Annotated in this window: 14 protein-coding genes; 12 read left to right on the plus strand and 2 right to left on the minus strand. The window is 58.7% G+C overall.

What is annotated here, in order from left to right:
- Nucleotides 1–3 precede the first annotated feature (3 nt).
- The 3 genes from WT26_RS08125 (at nt 4) to WT26_RS08135 (ending at nt 2,164) form a co-directional block, all read left to right on the plus strand.
- Nucleotides 4–1,095, plus strand: a complete 1,092-nt coding sequence (locus WT26_RS08125) for a hypothetical protein (protein ID WP_069269967.1) — start codon at nt 4–6, stop codon at nt 1,093–1,095.
- 97 nt (nt 1,096–1,192) lie between these two features.
- On the plus strand, nt 1,193–1,570 hold the full coding sequence (locus tag WT26_RS08130; protein WP_059806606.1) for a DUF3592 domain-containing protein: 378 nt from the start codon (nt 1,193–1,195) through the stop codon (nt 1,568–1,570).
- Between the two features lie 21 nt (nt 1,571–1,591).
- Nucleotides 1,592–2,164, plus strand: a complete 573-nt coding sequence (locus WT26_RS08135) for a hypothetical protein (RefSeq protein ID WP_069272567.1) — start codon at nt 1,592–1,594, stop codon at nt 2,162–2,164.
- 1 nt (nt 2,165) lies between these two features.
- Here WT26_RS08135 and tssF read toward each other — a convergent pair whose 3' ends face one another.
- Nucleotides 2,166–4,043, minus strand: coding sequence for a type VI secretion system baseplate subunit TssF (tssF, locus tag WT26_RS08140; protein WP_069272568.1), 1,878 nt, complete (start codon nt 4,041–4,043; stop codon nt 2,166–2,168).
- 140 nt (nt 4,044–4,183) lie between these two features.
- Here tssF and WT26_RS08145 point away from each other — a divergent pair, with 140 nt between their 5' ends.
- From WT26_RS08145 to WT26_RS37210, 6 genes are all read left to right on the plus strand, one after another.
- Nucleotides 4,184–6,295: a type VI secretion system Vgr family protein gene (locus WT26_RS08145; protein WP_069272569.1), complete on the plus strand. Its 2,112-nt coding sequence runs from the start codon at nt 4,184–4,186 to the stop codon at nt 6,293–6,295.
- Between the two features lie 11 nt (nt 6,296–6,306).
- Nucleotides 6,307–7,599, plus strand: coding sequence for a DUF2169 family type VI secretion system accessory protein (locus tag WT26_RS08150; protein ID WP_069269970.1), 1,293 nt, complete (start codon nt 6,307–6,309; stop codon nt 7,597–7,599).
- Nucleotides 7,584–8,774, plus strand: coding sequence for a PAAR-like domain-containing protein (locus WT26_RS08155; protein ID WP_063893166.1), 1,191 nt, complete (start codon nt 7,584–7,586; stop codon nt 8,772–8,774). The genes WT26_RS08150 and WT26_RS08155 overlap by 16 nt, the downstream gene beginning before the upstream one ends.
- A gap of 110 nt (nt 8,775–8,884) precedes the next feature.
- Nucleotides 8,885–9,682, plus strand: coding sequence for an ankyrin repeat domain-containing protein (locus WT26_RS08160; protein ID WP_069269971.1), 798 nt, complete (start codon nt 8,885–8,887; stop codon nt 9,680–9,682).
- Nucleotides 9,683–9,697: 15 nt separating this feature from the next.
- Nucleotides 9,698–10,729, plus strand: a complete 1,032-nt coding sequence (locus tag WT26_RS37205) for a hypothetical protein (RefSeq protein ID WP_155774638.1) — start codon at nt 9,698–9,700, stop codon at nt 10,727–10,729.
- A 12-nt stretch (nt 10,730–10,741) separates the two neighbouring features.
- Complete coding sequence (locus WT26_RS37210) at nt 10,742–11,755, plus strand: hypothetical protein (RefSeq protein WP_155123086.1); 1,014 nt, start codon at nt 10,742–10,744, stop codon at nt 11,753–11,755.
- Nucleotides 11,756–11,885: 130 nt separating this feature from the next.
- On the opposite strand, the gene WT26_RS08175 is transcribed toward WT26_RS37210, so the two are convergent.
- Nucleotides 11,886–13,076, minus strand: coding sequence for a tyrosine-type recombinase/integrase (locus tag WT26_RS08175; RefSeq protein WP_069272571.1), 1,191 nt, complete (start codon nt 13,074–13,076; stop codon nt 11,886–11,888).
- A 327-nt stretch (nt 13,077–13,403) separates the two neighbouring features.
- On the opposite strand from WT26_RS08175, the gene WT26_RS08180 reads away from it, so the two are divergent.
- The 3 genes from WT26_RS08180 (at nt 13,404) to WT26_RS08190 (ending at nt 16,617) form a co-directional block, all read left to right on the plus strand.
- Nucleotides 13,404–14,201 (plus strand): lysozyme inhibitor LprI family protein, encoded by a 798-nt coding sequence (locus WT26_RS08180; RefSeq protein ID WP_059953839.1) that lies wholly within the window; start codon nt 13,404–13,406, stop codon nt 14,199–14,201.
- A gap of 5 nt (nt 14,202–14,206) precedes the next feature.
- A complete protein-coding gene (locus tag WT26_RS08185; protein ID WP_069269976.1) occupies nt 14,207–14,809 on the plus strand; it encodes a lysozyme inhibitor LprI family protein in 603 nt (200 codons plus the stop codon).
- Nucleotides 14,810–15,075: 266 nt separating this feature from the next.
- Entirely contained in the window at nt 15,076–16,617 is a 1,542-nt protein-coding gene (locus WT26_RS08190) for a methyl-accepting chemotaxis protein (protein ID WP_069272572.1), read from the plus strand.
- Nucleotides 16,618–16,654 lie beyond the last annotated feature (37 nt).

A 16,654-nucleotide genomic window follows, 5' to 3' on the forward strand; every position in this document is an offset into this window, starting at 1 on the left:
CAAGTGGACCCAGGCCGTCAATTTGTCTTTCACAATCCCGAAGCGTTTCTTGCAATGTCCGTACAGGCGGCGCTGAGGGATACGTCCGCGGCAGATAAACCGGACTATGCTCGGTTGCCGCCGCCAGTTCGTTATCGGGCCGCAGGAGCCTTGGATGCATGGGATCGCGTCAGACTGGAGGCGCAGAAGATTTGGCAGTTCGATTTCCAGGCGATGCTGGCCGCGTACCCAATAGACAGGCTCTTCGACGAATTTCCGAGATTCGTGACGACCTGTGTTCGCTCATTGGCAGCCGGCCTGGACCCGCAGGATCTGGAAAACGCCCGCCGCAGCCTGACCTGGCAGATCTACCATGCCAGCAATGGTGCGATGTACGAACCGACCGCCGCACTCCATCGATTGCTGGACGGAGCGTATATTGCGGACGACGTACCGATCGGTCTGGTTGAATTTCCGGCGCCGGCGCTTTGCATCATTCCCAATTCTGCGTGGCAAGGATACAAAGACGATGGTATCTGCGCGATTGCATTGTTCCGGCGTAGGCTCGAATCAGGGACGACGACTGTTGATCAGTTGACGATGGTGACCTGGCAGGAATTCAGCAGCGGTGACTTTCGTACGCAATTGGTCACCTATCCGCTGGATAAGCCTGATCGCACGGTCAAACAGATACTCGAAGATCTAAATAACCAATGTGCTCCAGAGAGGCGCGAGAAGGCTCTTTTCTACTGGCAGCAGGTTTTCGACTACGTCGTAAAACTGATGTTGTATCTGAAGCTTCCGGATGCGCATGTCGAAGCCGATCTTGCCTATAGTCGGGCACCGAGGGAGTTCAAGGGACTGGGGCAGCGCAAACGTCGAGAACGACTCGCGGAGATCGAGTACTTGTACGATCGACATATCGTGGGGCCAGCAGTTCTGGATTGGGAGCCGATCGGTGCGGACGGCAGTGAGGCTGGCGCAACGCATCACGAAAAGAGTCCGCACTGGCGTCGTCCGCATTTCAAGATGCAGCCGCACGGCCCGCAATCGTCGTTGCGCAAAGTCATTTTTGTTGGGCCGACGATTGTGCGCTCCGACAAGCTTGGTTTGTAATCTCTTGGGTGGGCGGGATACCGTGGGATAGTCCCATGTGCGGGACTCGCGTTGTGTATCATCCCGACTGCTATTTGACGAACGAGCGAGCACATTTATGTACAAGGCCGTAGCCTTTGTCGTGATCGGAGTCGGCTTTTTGATTGCAGCGGCGATAAACGTTCAGCTGACGCGTGAATTCATGCGAACGTCGATCATGGTGCCGGGCGAAGTGGTGAAGTTGAACGCGGGCGGCTATCACCCGGAAATCGAGTTCGTGACGAAGGCCGGCGAACACGTGTCGTATCCGCAGGGCGGGATCGTGTCGAAAATGGCTGTCGGCGATCGACCGCAGGTGCGTTATCTCGCTGAGAATCCGATTCCGACTGCGAGGATCGATCGGTTTGATGCGATCTGGGGGAATGCGGTCTTTTTCGCTGCCTTCGGATTGGGCTTCATCGTTTGCGGGTTGATCAACCTTCCCTCACGACAATAACCAGATCATTGGGGCGCGAGCATGTCATTTCTGAGGCTGAGCAAGTGGACCTATAACACCGGAGCAGGCGGAGGCCTGAGCGTTGAGATCGTGATGGCCACGGGGGGCACGATTGTGCTGACTGACCCTCAGAAGCACGATCAGAGCTTCTACTACGGTGGTGTCGGTGTCGGTATCGGTGTGGGCCTGAAGGTACCGAAAATCAAGTTGCCGAAGTTCACGATTCCCGAACTCAAGTTGCCGCCGATCCGAGGCCGTAGCGTCGGGGCGGCGGGCTCCACGTTGGACTTCCCGAGCTACGGCAGCATCTACATGACGAGCGCGTTTCGTGGAACAGAGCTGTCGCGATCGGACTTTCAGGGCGGAACGATTTATGTCGACGGGTCGCTGTCGGCGCTCTATGGCTGGGCGGGTGATGCGATGTTGCTCGGCATGAATCCCGCATTGATGGCAGCCGGGCTATCAAACCCCGGCTTCAGTTGGCTGCTCCAACGAGCAATTTCCGAGGCTCCGGCCGTGTTGTTCATGCGTGGACAAACGGTGGGCTTCCAGGCTGGGGGAAGTATCGGGATACTTGCCGGATATGTTCACTGAGCTAGACCAACGGTTGCGTGCCAGGCTGCGGCACGCACCGCAAAAGCTCCTTGCCGCTCTCGGCCGATAACACGACGAGTTGAACGTAGCTGTTTGACTGAGAGTACGGGCCGAAGAACCCGTCCATAACAGCCGAGAACCGATGCAGGCTGACATCTCGTGTCGCAGCCTCGGAGAACGAAAGCAGGATCTCCACACCGCGAACAAATGACGGGAACTGGTTGTCGAGAGACATCCACTTGATCGCCGGTTTGTAGTCCAGGGATACGATCGCGTCGATGCAACGTTGAGCAACCACGCTGGAACGCGGGGCATGGAAACGGAGAAATTCCTTCAAGGCGGGTAGTCCGATCCGCGTCAGGTCGAGCGGATGCGGCGCCAGTGCCGACAGGACGCGCCAAAGCGCACCGCCCCGCTGCAAGGCTGCCGGCAAGGTTGGGCGAGAGAGCAGCATGATCGGGCACGCGAGTGCCGAACCCTCGTACAGAAGATCGCTATCCGGCGCACCGACCGGTAATCGGGATGGCATTTCTCCGTTGGTTGCCAGTACATCGACATCGACCTGAGGGTGTCGCGGATGAGCGGTTTGACCTTTTAGGTCGACCAACGCCAGTTGCGATTCCGCAAGTGCTCTGTCCGGCGCAGCTTCCGGATCTCGGTAGGTCAACCAATAGATGGCGGACGAATCCGTCGGCCGCGCATGACTGAATCCACGATATGGCCACACCTGTGTGCGGGGCTTCGCACGTGAAGCGATGAGGGCCTTGTCTTCGTCCGATTTCGTCCGCTCGCCCAGATAGACGGCTTCAACCGAATAGACGTTCAGCGGAATGCCGGTTGCCAACGGGATCGGAGTGATCGGATATGTGGCATCACGACTGGTTAGCTGGATTGGTGTAGCCGAGCGTTCGAACACGTTGACGACCGGCGTGCAAAACAATCGGAATGTGCTGGTGCTCAGCGTTGCCAAGATCTGAGCGGCGCCGGAATCATGGGCGGTGCCTTGCACGGCAATGTGAAGCGTCAGTCGTCGAGCTGCTTCGGCGCGCGCGGCGCGACGCATTCGACCCAGGTCGATGTCGACGAAATCAAACTTCTCGGGGAAGGCAAAATACTCGATCAGATGCCGGAACGATTGTGCGCTTGTATCGTCTTCGTTCGGCAACAATCGCTCGCCATCGGCAAATCCGGCCGGCTCAATGGGGACTTTCGACAAGCGGGTCCAGCGTCCGCTTTCGTCCACCTCAACGTAGGCGGCCGATGCACGAAGCAACAGCGTATCGGAAAGCGCGGCGACGAGCGGCCGCTCTCCGGACAGATGTACCCGCACTGGGGCGGACGGAATGGCGTCATCGAATGCTTGCGACGCGGATTCGCTTGTAAAGGTAATCGAAATGATCCCCGTCACTTCTGCCGGGATGCGCGCTGCAGCTGGCGCAAGCGTCGCTGGTGAATAGCGTGCCGAGTGAATACGCAACGGCGACAACGTGGCGTCGTAGACTGTACGGAAGCGGCACGGTGCGACATTGGCGTCCAGCATCGTGCCGCGCGTTATCGTTAGCGGTTCAGTAAGCTGACTGAACAGAACCGACGGGTCGAACGCGGCAACCGCGCATGACGGGACCGTGCGCAGGTACTGAGGATAGGCAATTTCGAGAAGTGCCTCGGTGAATTGCGGGTAATCGTCATCAAGCTTCGCATCGACACGAGCGGCGAGCAACGCGAACGTCTGTGCCATTCGGTCGACGTGCGGATCTTCGACGTGGCCGCCAGTGATGCCGAGGCGTGCTGCAATCTTCGGAAAGCGTCGAGCAAAGTCCGCCAGACTACGTGCAAGCAGTCCGACTTCACGTTCGTAATGTGATAGCAGGTGGTCCATTCGCTGCAAATATTCAATAATCCACAATAATCGGTCCCCACTTTTTGGGAGGATATCTTATCCACATTGCTCGCAGGCATATTAGAATAGCCGCGCCCAACAAAAACCGCCCCCTCCGCTGAGAGATTCCGAGGCTAGATATGCAAATGTCAGAAATTGCGAGCTTCTTCCAGCTCCAAAGCAATCGCCTGTTTACAATTGAAACGCCATTGAAAGGTCGGTCGGATCTAGTCCTTGTCGATTTTCATTGTACCGAGGGGTTATCTCATAATTTCGAGATGCATGTCCGGCTCGCGTCGCAAGACAAGAATATCGAGCTGAAGAAGCTGATCGGCCAACCGGTGACAATCACGTTGCAGTTGACCGATGCGCTCGCCAGTTCCGATGAGCGTTACTTCCACGGATACGTTGCAGCGTTTTCGCATCTCGATACCGATGGTGGTTTTGCGATGTACAGCGCAACGATCCTGCCGTGGCTCTGGATGCTTTCTCGCCGGCAGGACATTCGGATCTTTCAGGAAGAGAACACAGAGGCGATTCTCTCGCGCGTGTTTCGAGAGTACGGCAAGCTCGCGTCGTTCGAGTTCCGGCTCTCGAAGGGAACGAAGAATCGCAGCTATTGCACCCAGTACAGGGAAACCGATCTAGCCTTTGTCGAACGGTTGATGCGAGAGGATGGCATGTTCTATTACTTCGAGCATGCGAAGGATGGGCACAAGCTGATCATCGCCGATAACTCGGTGACCGCAAAGCCGATCGACGGGCGCAGTCCATCGCTGCAATACAACCAGGGCGAGGCGATGGACAATCTTGCCGTCATCACGTCATTTCAAGCGCAGCGTCAGCTTGCACCGGATACGGTCGGACTGAAGACCTTCGACTACAAAATTCCCCATGCCCGGCGATTCGTGTCGGGTGGAACGGAAGTCAATCAAGGCGACGTACCGTCCTACGAGATCTACGACTACCTCGGCGAGCATGGTTTCGCTGACAGTGACCGGGGCGAAGAGCTCGCGCGCTTTCGGACGGAAGCGCTGGCTGCACACAGCAAGACGTTCGTCGGGGTGACGACGGGGCGACGGATGATGCCGTGCCGATACTTCGAGTTGGACGATCACTACGATCACGCCAGTACCAAACAGGAAGACCGGCAATTCCTGTTGCTGACTGTGTCACACACCGGCACGAACAACTATGAGCCCGGTGAGGGGAGTTCGGCGTATTCGTGCAGCTTCACCTGCATTCGCAAGAAAATTCCGTACCGTCCGGCGTTCGAGGGCGAGCGTCCGACGATCGTCGGGCCGCAGACGGCGATCGTCGTAGGTCCGAAAGGCGAGGAGATTTATACGGATAGTCTCGGTCGTGTGAAGGTGCAGTTCCACTGGGATCGTCTCGGCAAGCGCGACCAAGGGAGCTCCTGCTGGGTGCGCGTGAGCCAGCCGTGGGCGGGCAGCGGTTTCGGGATGATTCAGATTCCGCGAATCGGGGATGAGGTGGTCGTGAGTTTCCTGGACGGAAATCCAGACCGTCCCCTTGTGACGTCGCGCGTTTACAACTCCCAGAACATGCCGCCGTGGGCGTTGCCAGCTAACGCGACACAGAGCGGGATTCTGACCCGTTCGACCAAGACCGGTAACGTCAACACGGCCAATGCGATTCGCTTCGAGGATAAGAAGGGCGAGGAAGAGGTCTGGCTGCACGCCGAGAAGGATCAGCGCATCGAGGTCGAGCACGACGAGTCGCACTGGGTCGGTAACGATCGTACGAAGAACATCGACCACGACGAAACGGTGCACGTCGGCCACGACCGAACCGAGACGGTCGATAACAACGAGACCATCAACATTGGAGTGGATCGCACGGAGACCGTCGGCAACAACGAGACGCTGACGGTCGGCGGCAACCGCGACGAGACGATCAAGGGAATGGAGAACGTTCTGATCGCGCTGACTGCAACCGAAACAGTCGGCCTCGCGAAGGCGCTGACCGTGGGCGGCGCGTACACCGTCACGGTAGCCGGCGCGATCAACACCGCGGCTGGCCTCGCGAGTGCCGAAGAAGTTGGTCTCTCGAAGACCACGATGGTGGGCAAGACCTATACGGTGACGGCCGGCGATCGCATTGAGCTGCGAACCGGTAAGGCGTCGATCGTTCTTGAAAGCAGCGGCCACATCACGATCAGTGGCACGAGCATTGACATTCTCGGTTCGGATGCCGTGAAGGTAGACGGCAAGACCGTGGACCTGAACTGAGCGCCACGACTATGGAGTTCCGTAACCTCACGCCCTTGCATGCGATGGCGTTCAATGCCGTCGACGTGCCCGGGAACGAAATTCACGTCGTGGCGCTCAAGGCGGGGTATCGGCTTGAGCCGATGCAATCGCTCGATCCCGATGGCGATACGCATCGTTGCGTGCTGCTGAGCGGCGAAGATGCCGTTCCGTTGGCGATGGCCGACGAATACGAAGGCGAGACGGGCACGGGCAGTGTGAAATGGGAGAGCGATCTTGCGCCGTTCAAGCCGAAGTGCGATGTCCTGGTCCGCGCGACGGCGCACGCCCCGCATGGCACGCCAGCTTCTTCGTGGCCCGCTCGCGTACGGGTCTTCGATGCCGGCACGATGGTCATCGACAAAGGACTTCGCGTAACGGGGCCGCGCTCATTTACGAAGGGCTGGCGAGGGTGGAAGCTCGGTGATCCTCAACCGACGACAGCGGTGCCGGTGCGCTGGGAGCAGGCGTACGGTGGAGCGAGCCTCGTTGCCCTTGCGCCGGGTGCAACGGGAGCGAGCGCGGAACTTGAACTGAACGAAGTCTGCTTCACCAACCCGCTGGGCCGCGGATGGGTGGAGAAGCGTTTCCTCGATCGGGCGACTCATAAGTCGGTCGTCGCCTCGCCGTGCGCGTCATCGATTCCAGTACCGTTGCCGAAGATTGCCGAGATTCCGGCGCCTCAGATCGAGGCATGGGACATTCCAACAACCAGTCTCGACGTTGCCGAGCACTCGGCTTCGGGGCTGGATACCAAGCAGATGAAAGAGGTCGCCGCGAGCTACGCGATGACGCCTGTCGGGTTGGGTGTTGTCGGTCGCGCCTGGACGCCGCGTTTGCAGTTTGCCGGGACTTACGACGAGACATGGCATAAGACGAGATGGCCGTACCATCCGATGGATCACGACTTCCGTTATTGGAATGGTGCGCCAGCAGACCAGCAGATCGAATGGCCCGCACCCGGACTCGCCTTTGAGCTTGCCAATCTCGCGTTGCCGGAGCACACGCGGGCAGGATTTCTGCGTGCCCACCTTCCCGGACATCGCGCGCTTGTGGCGCTTCGCTTCAATAGCGGGGAAATCGTGCCGCTCGAGATGAAGCTCGACACGCTCTTGATCGATACGGAGGACATGCGTGTATCGGCGACGTGGAGAGCGGTTTTTCCGTTGCAGCCGGCGGTACGCGTGTGTGAGGCACGTTTCGAACTCGATCGGCATGCGCCTCTGTTGCGAATGGCCGCCTTGAAAACAACGAGCGAACCGGAGGACGCGTGGCAGACAACGTAATGGCCCGCAAGGATGGCCAGTGGACCATCGTGTCGACGATGCCTGACGTATGCAAAACCCCTATGGGGAGCAGCACGCCACCCGTTCCGTATCCGGTCACGGCGAGCCTGGGCGACAGTCAGATGACGTCGAAGACGGTGTTTGCGAACGGCAATCCGATCGTCCGGTTCGATTCGAGTTTCGCGCCGGAGACGATCGGGGATCAGGCCGGCGTGGCGCATGGCGTCGAAAGTGGAACCGTCGGTGCCAAATGCTGGCCGATCGACCATAGCAAGACTGTCCGGGTCGAAAGCAAGATGGTCGTGCGTCACAGCGACCAGTTCTGGATGAACGGCAATTACGTCGGGAAGGATGCAAAGGCCGCCCGTTGGCGAGGTCGAAAAGCACAAATCGCCGAGGCACGGGAGAAAGCTGCTTCAATGCCACCGGGATCGGAGCGAAGCAAACTCGAAGCGGCGGCAAATCGCTTCGAGCAAAACAATACGGCGGTCGAAAAGGCGCGCTTGGCGGAGAACGTATACCACCCGGAGCAAGCGGCGCCAGAGGGATGGAAGAACGTCAGCAGCGACCCCGCGAAGCTGGCCCAGTTCAAGTTGAAGCCCAACGATTTTTCGATACCGGGAACAAACTTTCGTGCGCAGGTCTACGAACCCGATCCCGCAGTTTTCGGAAATGACTTCAAAACACAGGTGGTCTTTCAGGGAACGGACAAGACGAAATGGTCCGATTGGGCTAACAACCTAGCCCAAGGGGCGAACAAGAATTCTGCTTATTACGATCGTGCCGTCAAGATCGGTCGAGCGCTTCAGAACAGCGGAACAGATGTGGACATTGTGGGGCATTCGCTCGGTGGTGGCATGGGTTCCGCCGCATCGCGCGCAAGTGGATTGGCTGCGACCACGTTCAACTCAGCAGGCCTCAATCCGGCGACGGTAGCGCGCTATGGCGGGACACCGGTGGCGTCTGATATTCAGGCGTACCGTGTCGAAGGGGAGATCCTGACGAAGGTTCAGGAGGGTAGTCACGGCATGATGCCTACAGCGGTCGGTACGCCGCACATCCTTCCTGGAACGGGTGGGGCGGTTGAGCGCCACGGCATGAATCAGGTCATCGACGGCATCGAAGCACAAAAAGCAGCCGACCAGGCCACGATTGTCCAGGAGACTCGTCCTTGAGGACCAACACGACAACTTCGCCGGCCCGAAGGGTGAAGCACGCGGCGCGTTGGCGGTGGATGGCCGTAGCCGCTGTCTCCGCACTAGTAATCATCGTAAGTGGATGCAATATGAGCTCGAATTCACCCAGCAAGTATTTTGACGGCAGCTATCTGTCTGCTGCCAAGGCGATTAGCGATGGCGATGTTGCTCAATTGAAATCGGCGTTGTCCGGGATCGACGTGAACAAGCCTGGGCGACAAGAGATGACATTGCTCTGGTTCGCTATCTCGACCAAGAATTTCCCTGCGATTAGTGAACTGATCGCGCACGGCTCGAAGCCGGACACCCAGATCGCGGAGGGCCTGGGCAGTGCGATGTACTTCGCGATCACCAATGAAGATACTCGGTACCTGAAAGCGATGCTCGATGGCGGCTTGTCGCCGGACACGGTCGATAGCGATGGCACGAGTCTGTTGCAGCGGGCCATGGAAGGCAACGGCGCGATGGAGCGAGTAAAGCTGTTAGTCGAACATCACGCAAACATCAATCATCGCGACAGCATTGGCGGGACCGCACTGGATTCCGCGCTCGACGTCGGCAAGCCGGACATTGCGATTTTTCTCGTTGAGCATGGTGCCGATGTCAACGCCCATACGACGAACGGCGTGAGCGTGGCCTACTCCGTGCAGAAAGACATCGACGCACTGCAACCGGAGGCCAAGCAGGCTACGGTCACCGACATTTCGTTGGATAAGGAGGGACAACCGGTCAGAACGACACAGACGCCCCCCGCACAAGGGTTGTCGCCCGAGGGCAAGGAGCGCTTGGAAAAATTCGAGCGCCTGCGCACGCTGATGATCGAGAAAGGGGCGAAATTTCCTCCCGATCCGCCGGCGAAGGTCCGGGAGCAGATGAGCAAAAAATAAGTCGGGGAGCGCATCGTGGGTGATAAAGGCAATACTGTCGGTAGGCTCTACGGACAAGCAGCCATGTCGAATGTCGCTGCGTCGTCGGCCAATCCACCGGTCGTGGCCGAAACGCCGGCGGAAGCGGGGTGGTTCAGTCAGGCAGTGGGCTACGTTCATACTGGACTGGATGTCCTTGGGGCTATCCCGGAAGTCGGTGCAGTGTTTGACGGTGCAAACGGATTGATTTACGCAGCGGAAGGCGATTACGCGCAAGCTGCAATATCCGGCGGCTCGGCTGTTGCCGACCTTGTGCCGGGCTTGGGTACAGCGGGCAAAGCTGTCAAATACGGGGCGAAAGGCGTAGCTAAACTGGGGGCAAAGGAGGCCGCTGAGCAAGTCGCAAAGCAAGAGGCGAAAGTACTGGCCGAGAAAGAGGCCAAACAATTGGCGGAGCAGGAAGCTAAACAGGCCGCGGAGCAAGCCGCCAAAAAAGCCGAGAAAGAAGCCGCCGAGAAAGCGGAGAAAGAAGCCGCATCGAATGGTGGGAAAGACGGCGGCAAGGTCAAAGGCAAGGGGCGCTGCAACCTTCGTCCTTACCATCCGGATACCTGCAAAGCGGAAGGGAAGACCGGACACCATGTCGTGGCAGACCGAGCGTTTCGTCTGCCGGGCGCGCGTAGAGGATCTGAGCGTCGTCAGATTCCTGGAGGCATTTCCGAAGGCGACGGTTTGGTGATCTGCTTAGAGGGCAAGGATCGTACCCCGACAACTGAGCATGGTAAGGCGCACGCATTGTACGATGCAGCAGAGTTGGCGTTGGGCTTGAAGGGCAATCCGCCTGGTACGACTGAATTGTGGAAACTAGAGGCGGCAGGAGCAGCGTCGGTCGCAGCAGTAACAAAATGTAATCCAGCTTTAATCATGGCTGAGCTTCGAGCGTACCATCAATCAAAGGGAATGGGGCCCAACTTCAAGGTCCGGGCCGATCCTACTGGTGGATTAACTAAGGGTATGGAATTGAAGGATTTTGCCGAACAGATGAAGACTGGTGCAGGGGACTTCTGAGGACGATTTCTTATGGCAAAGCAAAAAACCAAGTTGACATTCGGTACTGGTTGCGCGATTAATCGAGACATGTTCTATCTGTCCAGCACTTTGGACGAGTTAGAGTCTACGGAAGACACTCCTGTTTCGCGGATGGTGTTCTATCAAGGTCAAACGACAGACAAATGGTTTTACCATGACCTTCCTGCGTGGCGTGTCGTGTCGACCTGTTACCCAGAACCCGGTCCCAATAGTGTTCGCAAGGTCTACGCACTGAGCGAGCAGGGGGACGTCGAAAGTTACAGTCGAGAGGGCTCGGTAATCGAAAAAATTGCAGATGCCGGTCTGGCGCCGGCGCCGGCGTCGGCTAACTACGGATACGTTACTCGTATTCGAGAAATTGGCGATCACCTTTATGTTTGTGGATATGGTGGCCAAGTCTATAAGCGCGGCCCTACTGACTGGGCACATATTGATGCTCAGCTCCTCCAGAAAAAGGTTGACATTGGTGGCATCGAAGATCCAAACGAGCTACTTGCGGCATTGACTAAATCTACCGATGAAACGATCGGTCTCGTTGACATCAACGGCCTCGATGAAAAATCAATCTACGTCGTCGGTAATGATGGATACATGGCATTTTTTGATGGTGCGAGCTGGATAAAATTGCCGAAAGCAACAGCGGCTCATCTCAATTGCGTCCTACCTGTCTCAGTGGATAGCGTTTGGATCGCTGGAAGCAAAGGGACCTTGCTAAAAGGCAACTTTCAGGCTGGCTTCAGTGCAGTGGCCCGGAAGAGCCTCAGTACAGACTTTTATTCGCTAGCGTGGTTTAACGATCGGCTCTTCATCGGTGCCGGCGACGGAATCTATGAGCTCGATGAAAACGGTCCACAAAGGTTGATGGTTAGCGACAAGTTCTCCTTGGACAATGTAGCGACCGTGGAAGCGAAGGACGGTGTTTTATGGGTGTTAGCGTCTCGAAGGCTAGCCCGATACGACGGGGCACAGTGGGAAGTATTCGAGAATCCTCACAATTTCCCGTGATGGCGTAAAGAGTTCACGTGTCGTTGGGTGTGAATATGGACTGGCGAAGCGCCTACGTGTTTCTGACGCGGCAAGAGCTACGGGCTGTTCGTGCCCGTAGCTCTTATGTCCCATTCTTGGTGTGAGCAGATCAGGCGGAGCAGGCGTGCTGCGCCCATGCTTCCATGAGAGGGCGCCGTTGTTCCAGTAGGTCGGTGCGGTGATACGCGGCCTCGACCTGATTTTTAACGGCGTGAGCCAGTGCGCGTTCGGCGAGATCACGGGCATAGCCGTGTTCGCTGGCCCAATCACGGAAACTGGAACGGAAGCCGTGAGCGGTCGCGACGCGGCCGGATGTATCACTTTCGGCTTTTACGCGGCGGAGAAGAGCGGTTAGGGCCATGTCGCTCAGTACTTTTTCGCGCGGTGAGGGAAAGACGAGTGTTTCGTGCAGTTGACGCTGACTGAGAGTCTTGATGAGTTCCAGCGCCTTTTCAGACAGCGGGACGCGATGCGGTTCCTTTGCTTTCATGCGTGCAGCGGGGATGATCCAAACGCGTTTCAAGAGATCAAACTCATCCCACGTCGCACCGCGGACCTCACCACTTCGGGCCGCGGTAAGTATCAGGAAGAGTAGGGCGGCACGAGTGCTATCCGTAAGCTCGTGTTTTGCGAGGTGGCTTGCGACGAATTTGGGGACTTGGCGCCACGGCATTGCGGGTTGATGCTCCGCTTTGGTCGACTGTTTGGGGAGGATGTGATCGACGACTGAGACGGGATTTGCCGCGATATGACCATGCGCCCACGCCCACTGCATGACAGCGTGCATGCGTTGGCGAGTGCGACTTGCCGTCTCAGCCTTGGTCAGCCAGATCGCGCGCAGGACGTCTGCGCAGTCGCCGGGACTGATCGCGTCGAGCTTGCGATTGCCAAGCTTGGGGAAGACGTAGGTTTCGAGCGTGCTGATCCATTGCGCGGAGTGCTTCTCATTTTTCCAGCCGGGCTTTAATTCTTCGTGCACTTGGCGTGCGGCTTTCTCGAACGTAAGGGCGGCAGCGACTACAGCGGCAGCTTCTCGATCTCGGTTGCGCTGGTCGATCGGATCTTCTCCGTTATCGATGAGCTTGCGCATGGCAAGCGCTTTGTCCCGAGCCTCAGCGATGGAGACTTCTGGATAGGTGCCGAGTCCTGCGTCCCGGCGCTTGCGGGTCACGGGGCTGGTGAAACGTAAGATCCATTTGCAGCCCGACTTCGTTGGGGAGAGCAGTAGTCCGGTTACTTTTCCGTCGAAGACCGGTTTGTCGGTTGGCTTGAGTGCTTTGGCTTGCTTGTCGGTTAGCATCGATTTTTAGCCCATCAATCAGCCCATCGCATAGCGTTGGATGGGGTTGGATCGTATAAGCGTAAATTGGATGCTTGGACGATGCAAGTGTTTGATTTATTGGATTGTGTTTGGATTCTGGTGGATTCCATTGGAGGTCGATTGGGCAGACACCCTCTCCGCCAAAATACGAAGCCCCTTGATCCGGAAGGATCAAGGGGTTTTTCGTTTGTGCCGATCTGATCGCACGGTACTCCTTCCCTGATCGGTGCATGCGCAGTCGCACCATCGAATTGCGCATCGTCTCGATTCGACCCGGCCTGGTTCCGTCTTCACCGGAGGTTGTCAATGATGAGAAGGGCATTCAGGTTGATGCTGGTTATCGGGCTGCTTTTTCATGCGCTCGGTGCCGCTGCGCAGAGCACTTATCGCCTGACCGGTGTCGCGAGGATATACAGCGTCGGCTCGGCAGTGCAGCCGAACATCGAACTGCCCGTCAATCCGGCATATTCCAGCGTTCTCGCGCTGAGGGGGGATTCGTTCTATTTGAGCTATGACGGCTCGACGCAGGATGAGTGCGGCGTGAAAATAAAAAAACAGGCACCATTCTCGTTTGACTCGGCGCCGCTCGGGAATGCTCGAAAGCTGAATGAATTCCTCGGGGACAAGTTCCGCATCAATGCGAATGGCTGGGCGACGATGTACCTGCTGCAGGACGCGACATCGCCGAGCTGTACTGCGCTCCGCTTCGCGAGGATATATGCGTCGAATTCCGAGTTCGTGTTGCTGGATGGACCCTTCATCTATGTGTTCACGCTCGAGAAGCATCGCTTCAGGGACGCGAGCAAGGGGTTCGATTGTGGAGCGGCGAGATCCGACGTGGAGCGCCTGATCTGCGGCGATCCCAAGCTGCGGAAGATGGATGCCGACGTCAATCACGGATTTGTCCTGATGCAGACGAAATACTCGAAGGAAATCTCTTATCAGGATCCTGTCCGGATGGATCAGATCAAATGGGTTTCCGGCGTAAGAAACAAATGCACGACGGTGGATTGTCTGCTGAAGGCGTATTCGTCACGAATCAGCTATATCAAGGGCAAGGTGTCGGACAGTTACCCATCGTATCCGAACGATGAGAACGATTGAGTCACGTGGTCGAGATCATGAAGGAATTCAAGCGCGTTGCAGTATTGATGATTCTCGATCCGGTCATTGCACACGCCTTTGGGTCGCTTGATGCGTTCGAGGCATTCCTGAGCGATAAATTTCATATGAATCGCAAGCCTATGAATGAAATCTATCTGCTTGGGGACGCGAATATGCCGCTTTGCTCGGGTTTGCGATTCGCGACGATTTACAAGTCGGCAGACGATCTCGTTCTGGCGAGCGGAGCGTGGATGTATGCGTTCCAGCGCGAGACGCATCCTCCCATGAACGCGGAACGGAGCTTTGATTGCTCGAAGGCCCGGACGACTGTCGAGCGTCTTGTTTGCGCCGATCCTGATCTCGTGAAGCTCGACGAGATGGTGACCCGTGGATTTGTCGCGATGCAGCTGGTCGAGTCGAAGGAAATTTCGTATCAGAATCCGGTCAGGAAAGACCAGATCAACTGGATCAGAAACGTCAGGAACAAGTGTGCGAACAGCCCTTGCCTCACCGAGGCATACCGTGCGCGCGTTCAATACATCAAGGGCCGGATATCCAGTGCCTCCCCGTCTTATCCGGAAAAAGAGTCTGGGCAGGACGGCGGTTGAGCGATGGGTGAAAACAGCGCGTCGTTCCCGACCTGGGCCGGCGCGCGCAGGCCTTGCGGCGAACGCTGCCTGCTCGCAGTCCACCACCATCCAACCGAAGCGACAGCCAGTCGCCCCCCACCCGTTCGTCCACTTGCACGCGAAGCAATACCCCCGGCCAATCGCTTTCGTCTACTTTAAGCCGCCGGCTTGCCCGCCGTTAACAGGTTTCGACAAATAGGCGTCCGTGCCGCGACGCCGCTCCCTCTCTGTCGATTCAAGGTCCCATGAAGCTGAGCTACAAGATTCCCCTCGCATTCGCCGTCGCGCTGCTGCTGATGTTCGGTGGCGCGCTGTACGGCATCCACATTCTCAATCGTTCGATCGATACGTTTGCCGACGACGTGCAGACGAACGTCGGCGACGAACGGCTCGTGTCGGCCACGCTCGTGCAGTTCAAGCTGCAAGTCCAGGAATGGAAGGACACGCTGTTGCGCGGCAAGCAGCCCGCGAAACTCGACCAGTACTGGCAGGCGTTCCAGACGCGCGAGCGCACGGTCGATACGCTCGCCGCGCAGCTCGTTCATCAGTTGCCGCCCGGCGAGAGCCGCTCGCTCGTCGAGCAGTTCATGCGTGCGCATACGGCGATGGGCGAGGGTTACCGGCGCGGGTTCGACGCGTTCAAGGCGGCCGGCTTCGAGCCGTCGGCCGGCGACGCCGCCGTGGCGGGCGTCGACCGCGAACCCGCGGCGCTGCTGGAGCGGGCCGCGAAGTCGATTGCCGACGAGAGCGCGGCGGTGTCCGAGCGCGCGGGGCGCGATGCGCAGCATGCGACGATCGCGAGCCTCGTGCTGATGCTGGTCGTGCTCGGCGTCGCGATGGTCGGTGCGTTCCTGTTCAGCCGCGCGATCCTGCGTCCGCTCGACCGTGCGGTCGCGTGCGCGCAGGCCGTCGCCGAGGGCGACCTGACGCGCGACGTCGACGCGGCCGGCCGCGACGAGATCGCCGATCTGCTGCGCGCGTTGCGGACGATGCAGGCGAGCCTGTCGGGTGTCGTGCTCGAAGTGCGTACGCACGCCGAAGCCGTCGCGACGGCGAGCGCACAGATCGCGTCGGGCAATCACGACCTGTCGGCGCGTACCGAGGCACAGGCCGCGTCGCTCGAGGAAACCGCGGCGAGCATGGAGCAGCTGACGGGCGCAGTGCGGCAGTCGGCCGAGCACGCGCAGCACGCGGCGCAGCTGGCGCACGACGCATCGAACATCGCGGCGGCAGGCGGCGGCGTGATGTCGGATGCGGTCGGCACGATGAACGGCATCGCCGACAGCTCGGCCAAGGTCGGCGAGATCATCGCGGTGATCGACGGCATTGCGTTCCAGACCAACATCCTCGCGCTGAACGCAGCGGTCGAGGCGGCGCGCGCGGGCGAGCAGGGGCGCGGCTTCGCGGTCGTCGCGGCGGAAGTGCGGACGCTCGCGCAGCGCAGCGCCGCCGCCGCGAAGGAGATCAAGGGGCTCATCGAGCAGTCGACGCAGCGGGTCGACGAGGGCGCCGTGCTGATCGGCCGTGCGGGCGAGTCGATTCACGAGATCGTCGGCGCGGTGCAGCGCGTCACGACGATCGTCGGCGAGATCTCGTCCGCGTCGCAGGAGCAGAGCGGCGGCATCCAGCAGGTGAATATCGCGGTCACGCAGATGGACGAGGCGACGCAGCGCAACGCGGCGCTCGTCGAGCAGGCATCGGCCGCGACGCAGGCGCTGGCCGAGCAGGCGAGCGCGCTGCGGCATGCGGTCGCCGTGTTCAGGCTGCCGGAAACGGCGGCGGCCTGAGCGTGCGGCGGCGCGGCAAGCCGCACCGTCGCGTGCA

The organism is Burkholderia cepacia (assembly GCF_001718835.1).
GTDB classification, from domain to species: domain Bacteria; phylum Pseudomonadota; class Gammaproteobacteria; order Burkholderiales; family Burkholderiaceae; genus Burkholderia; species Burkholderia cepacia_F.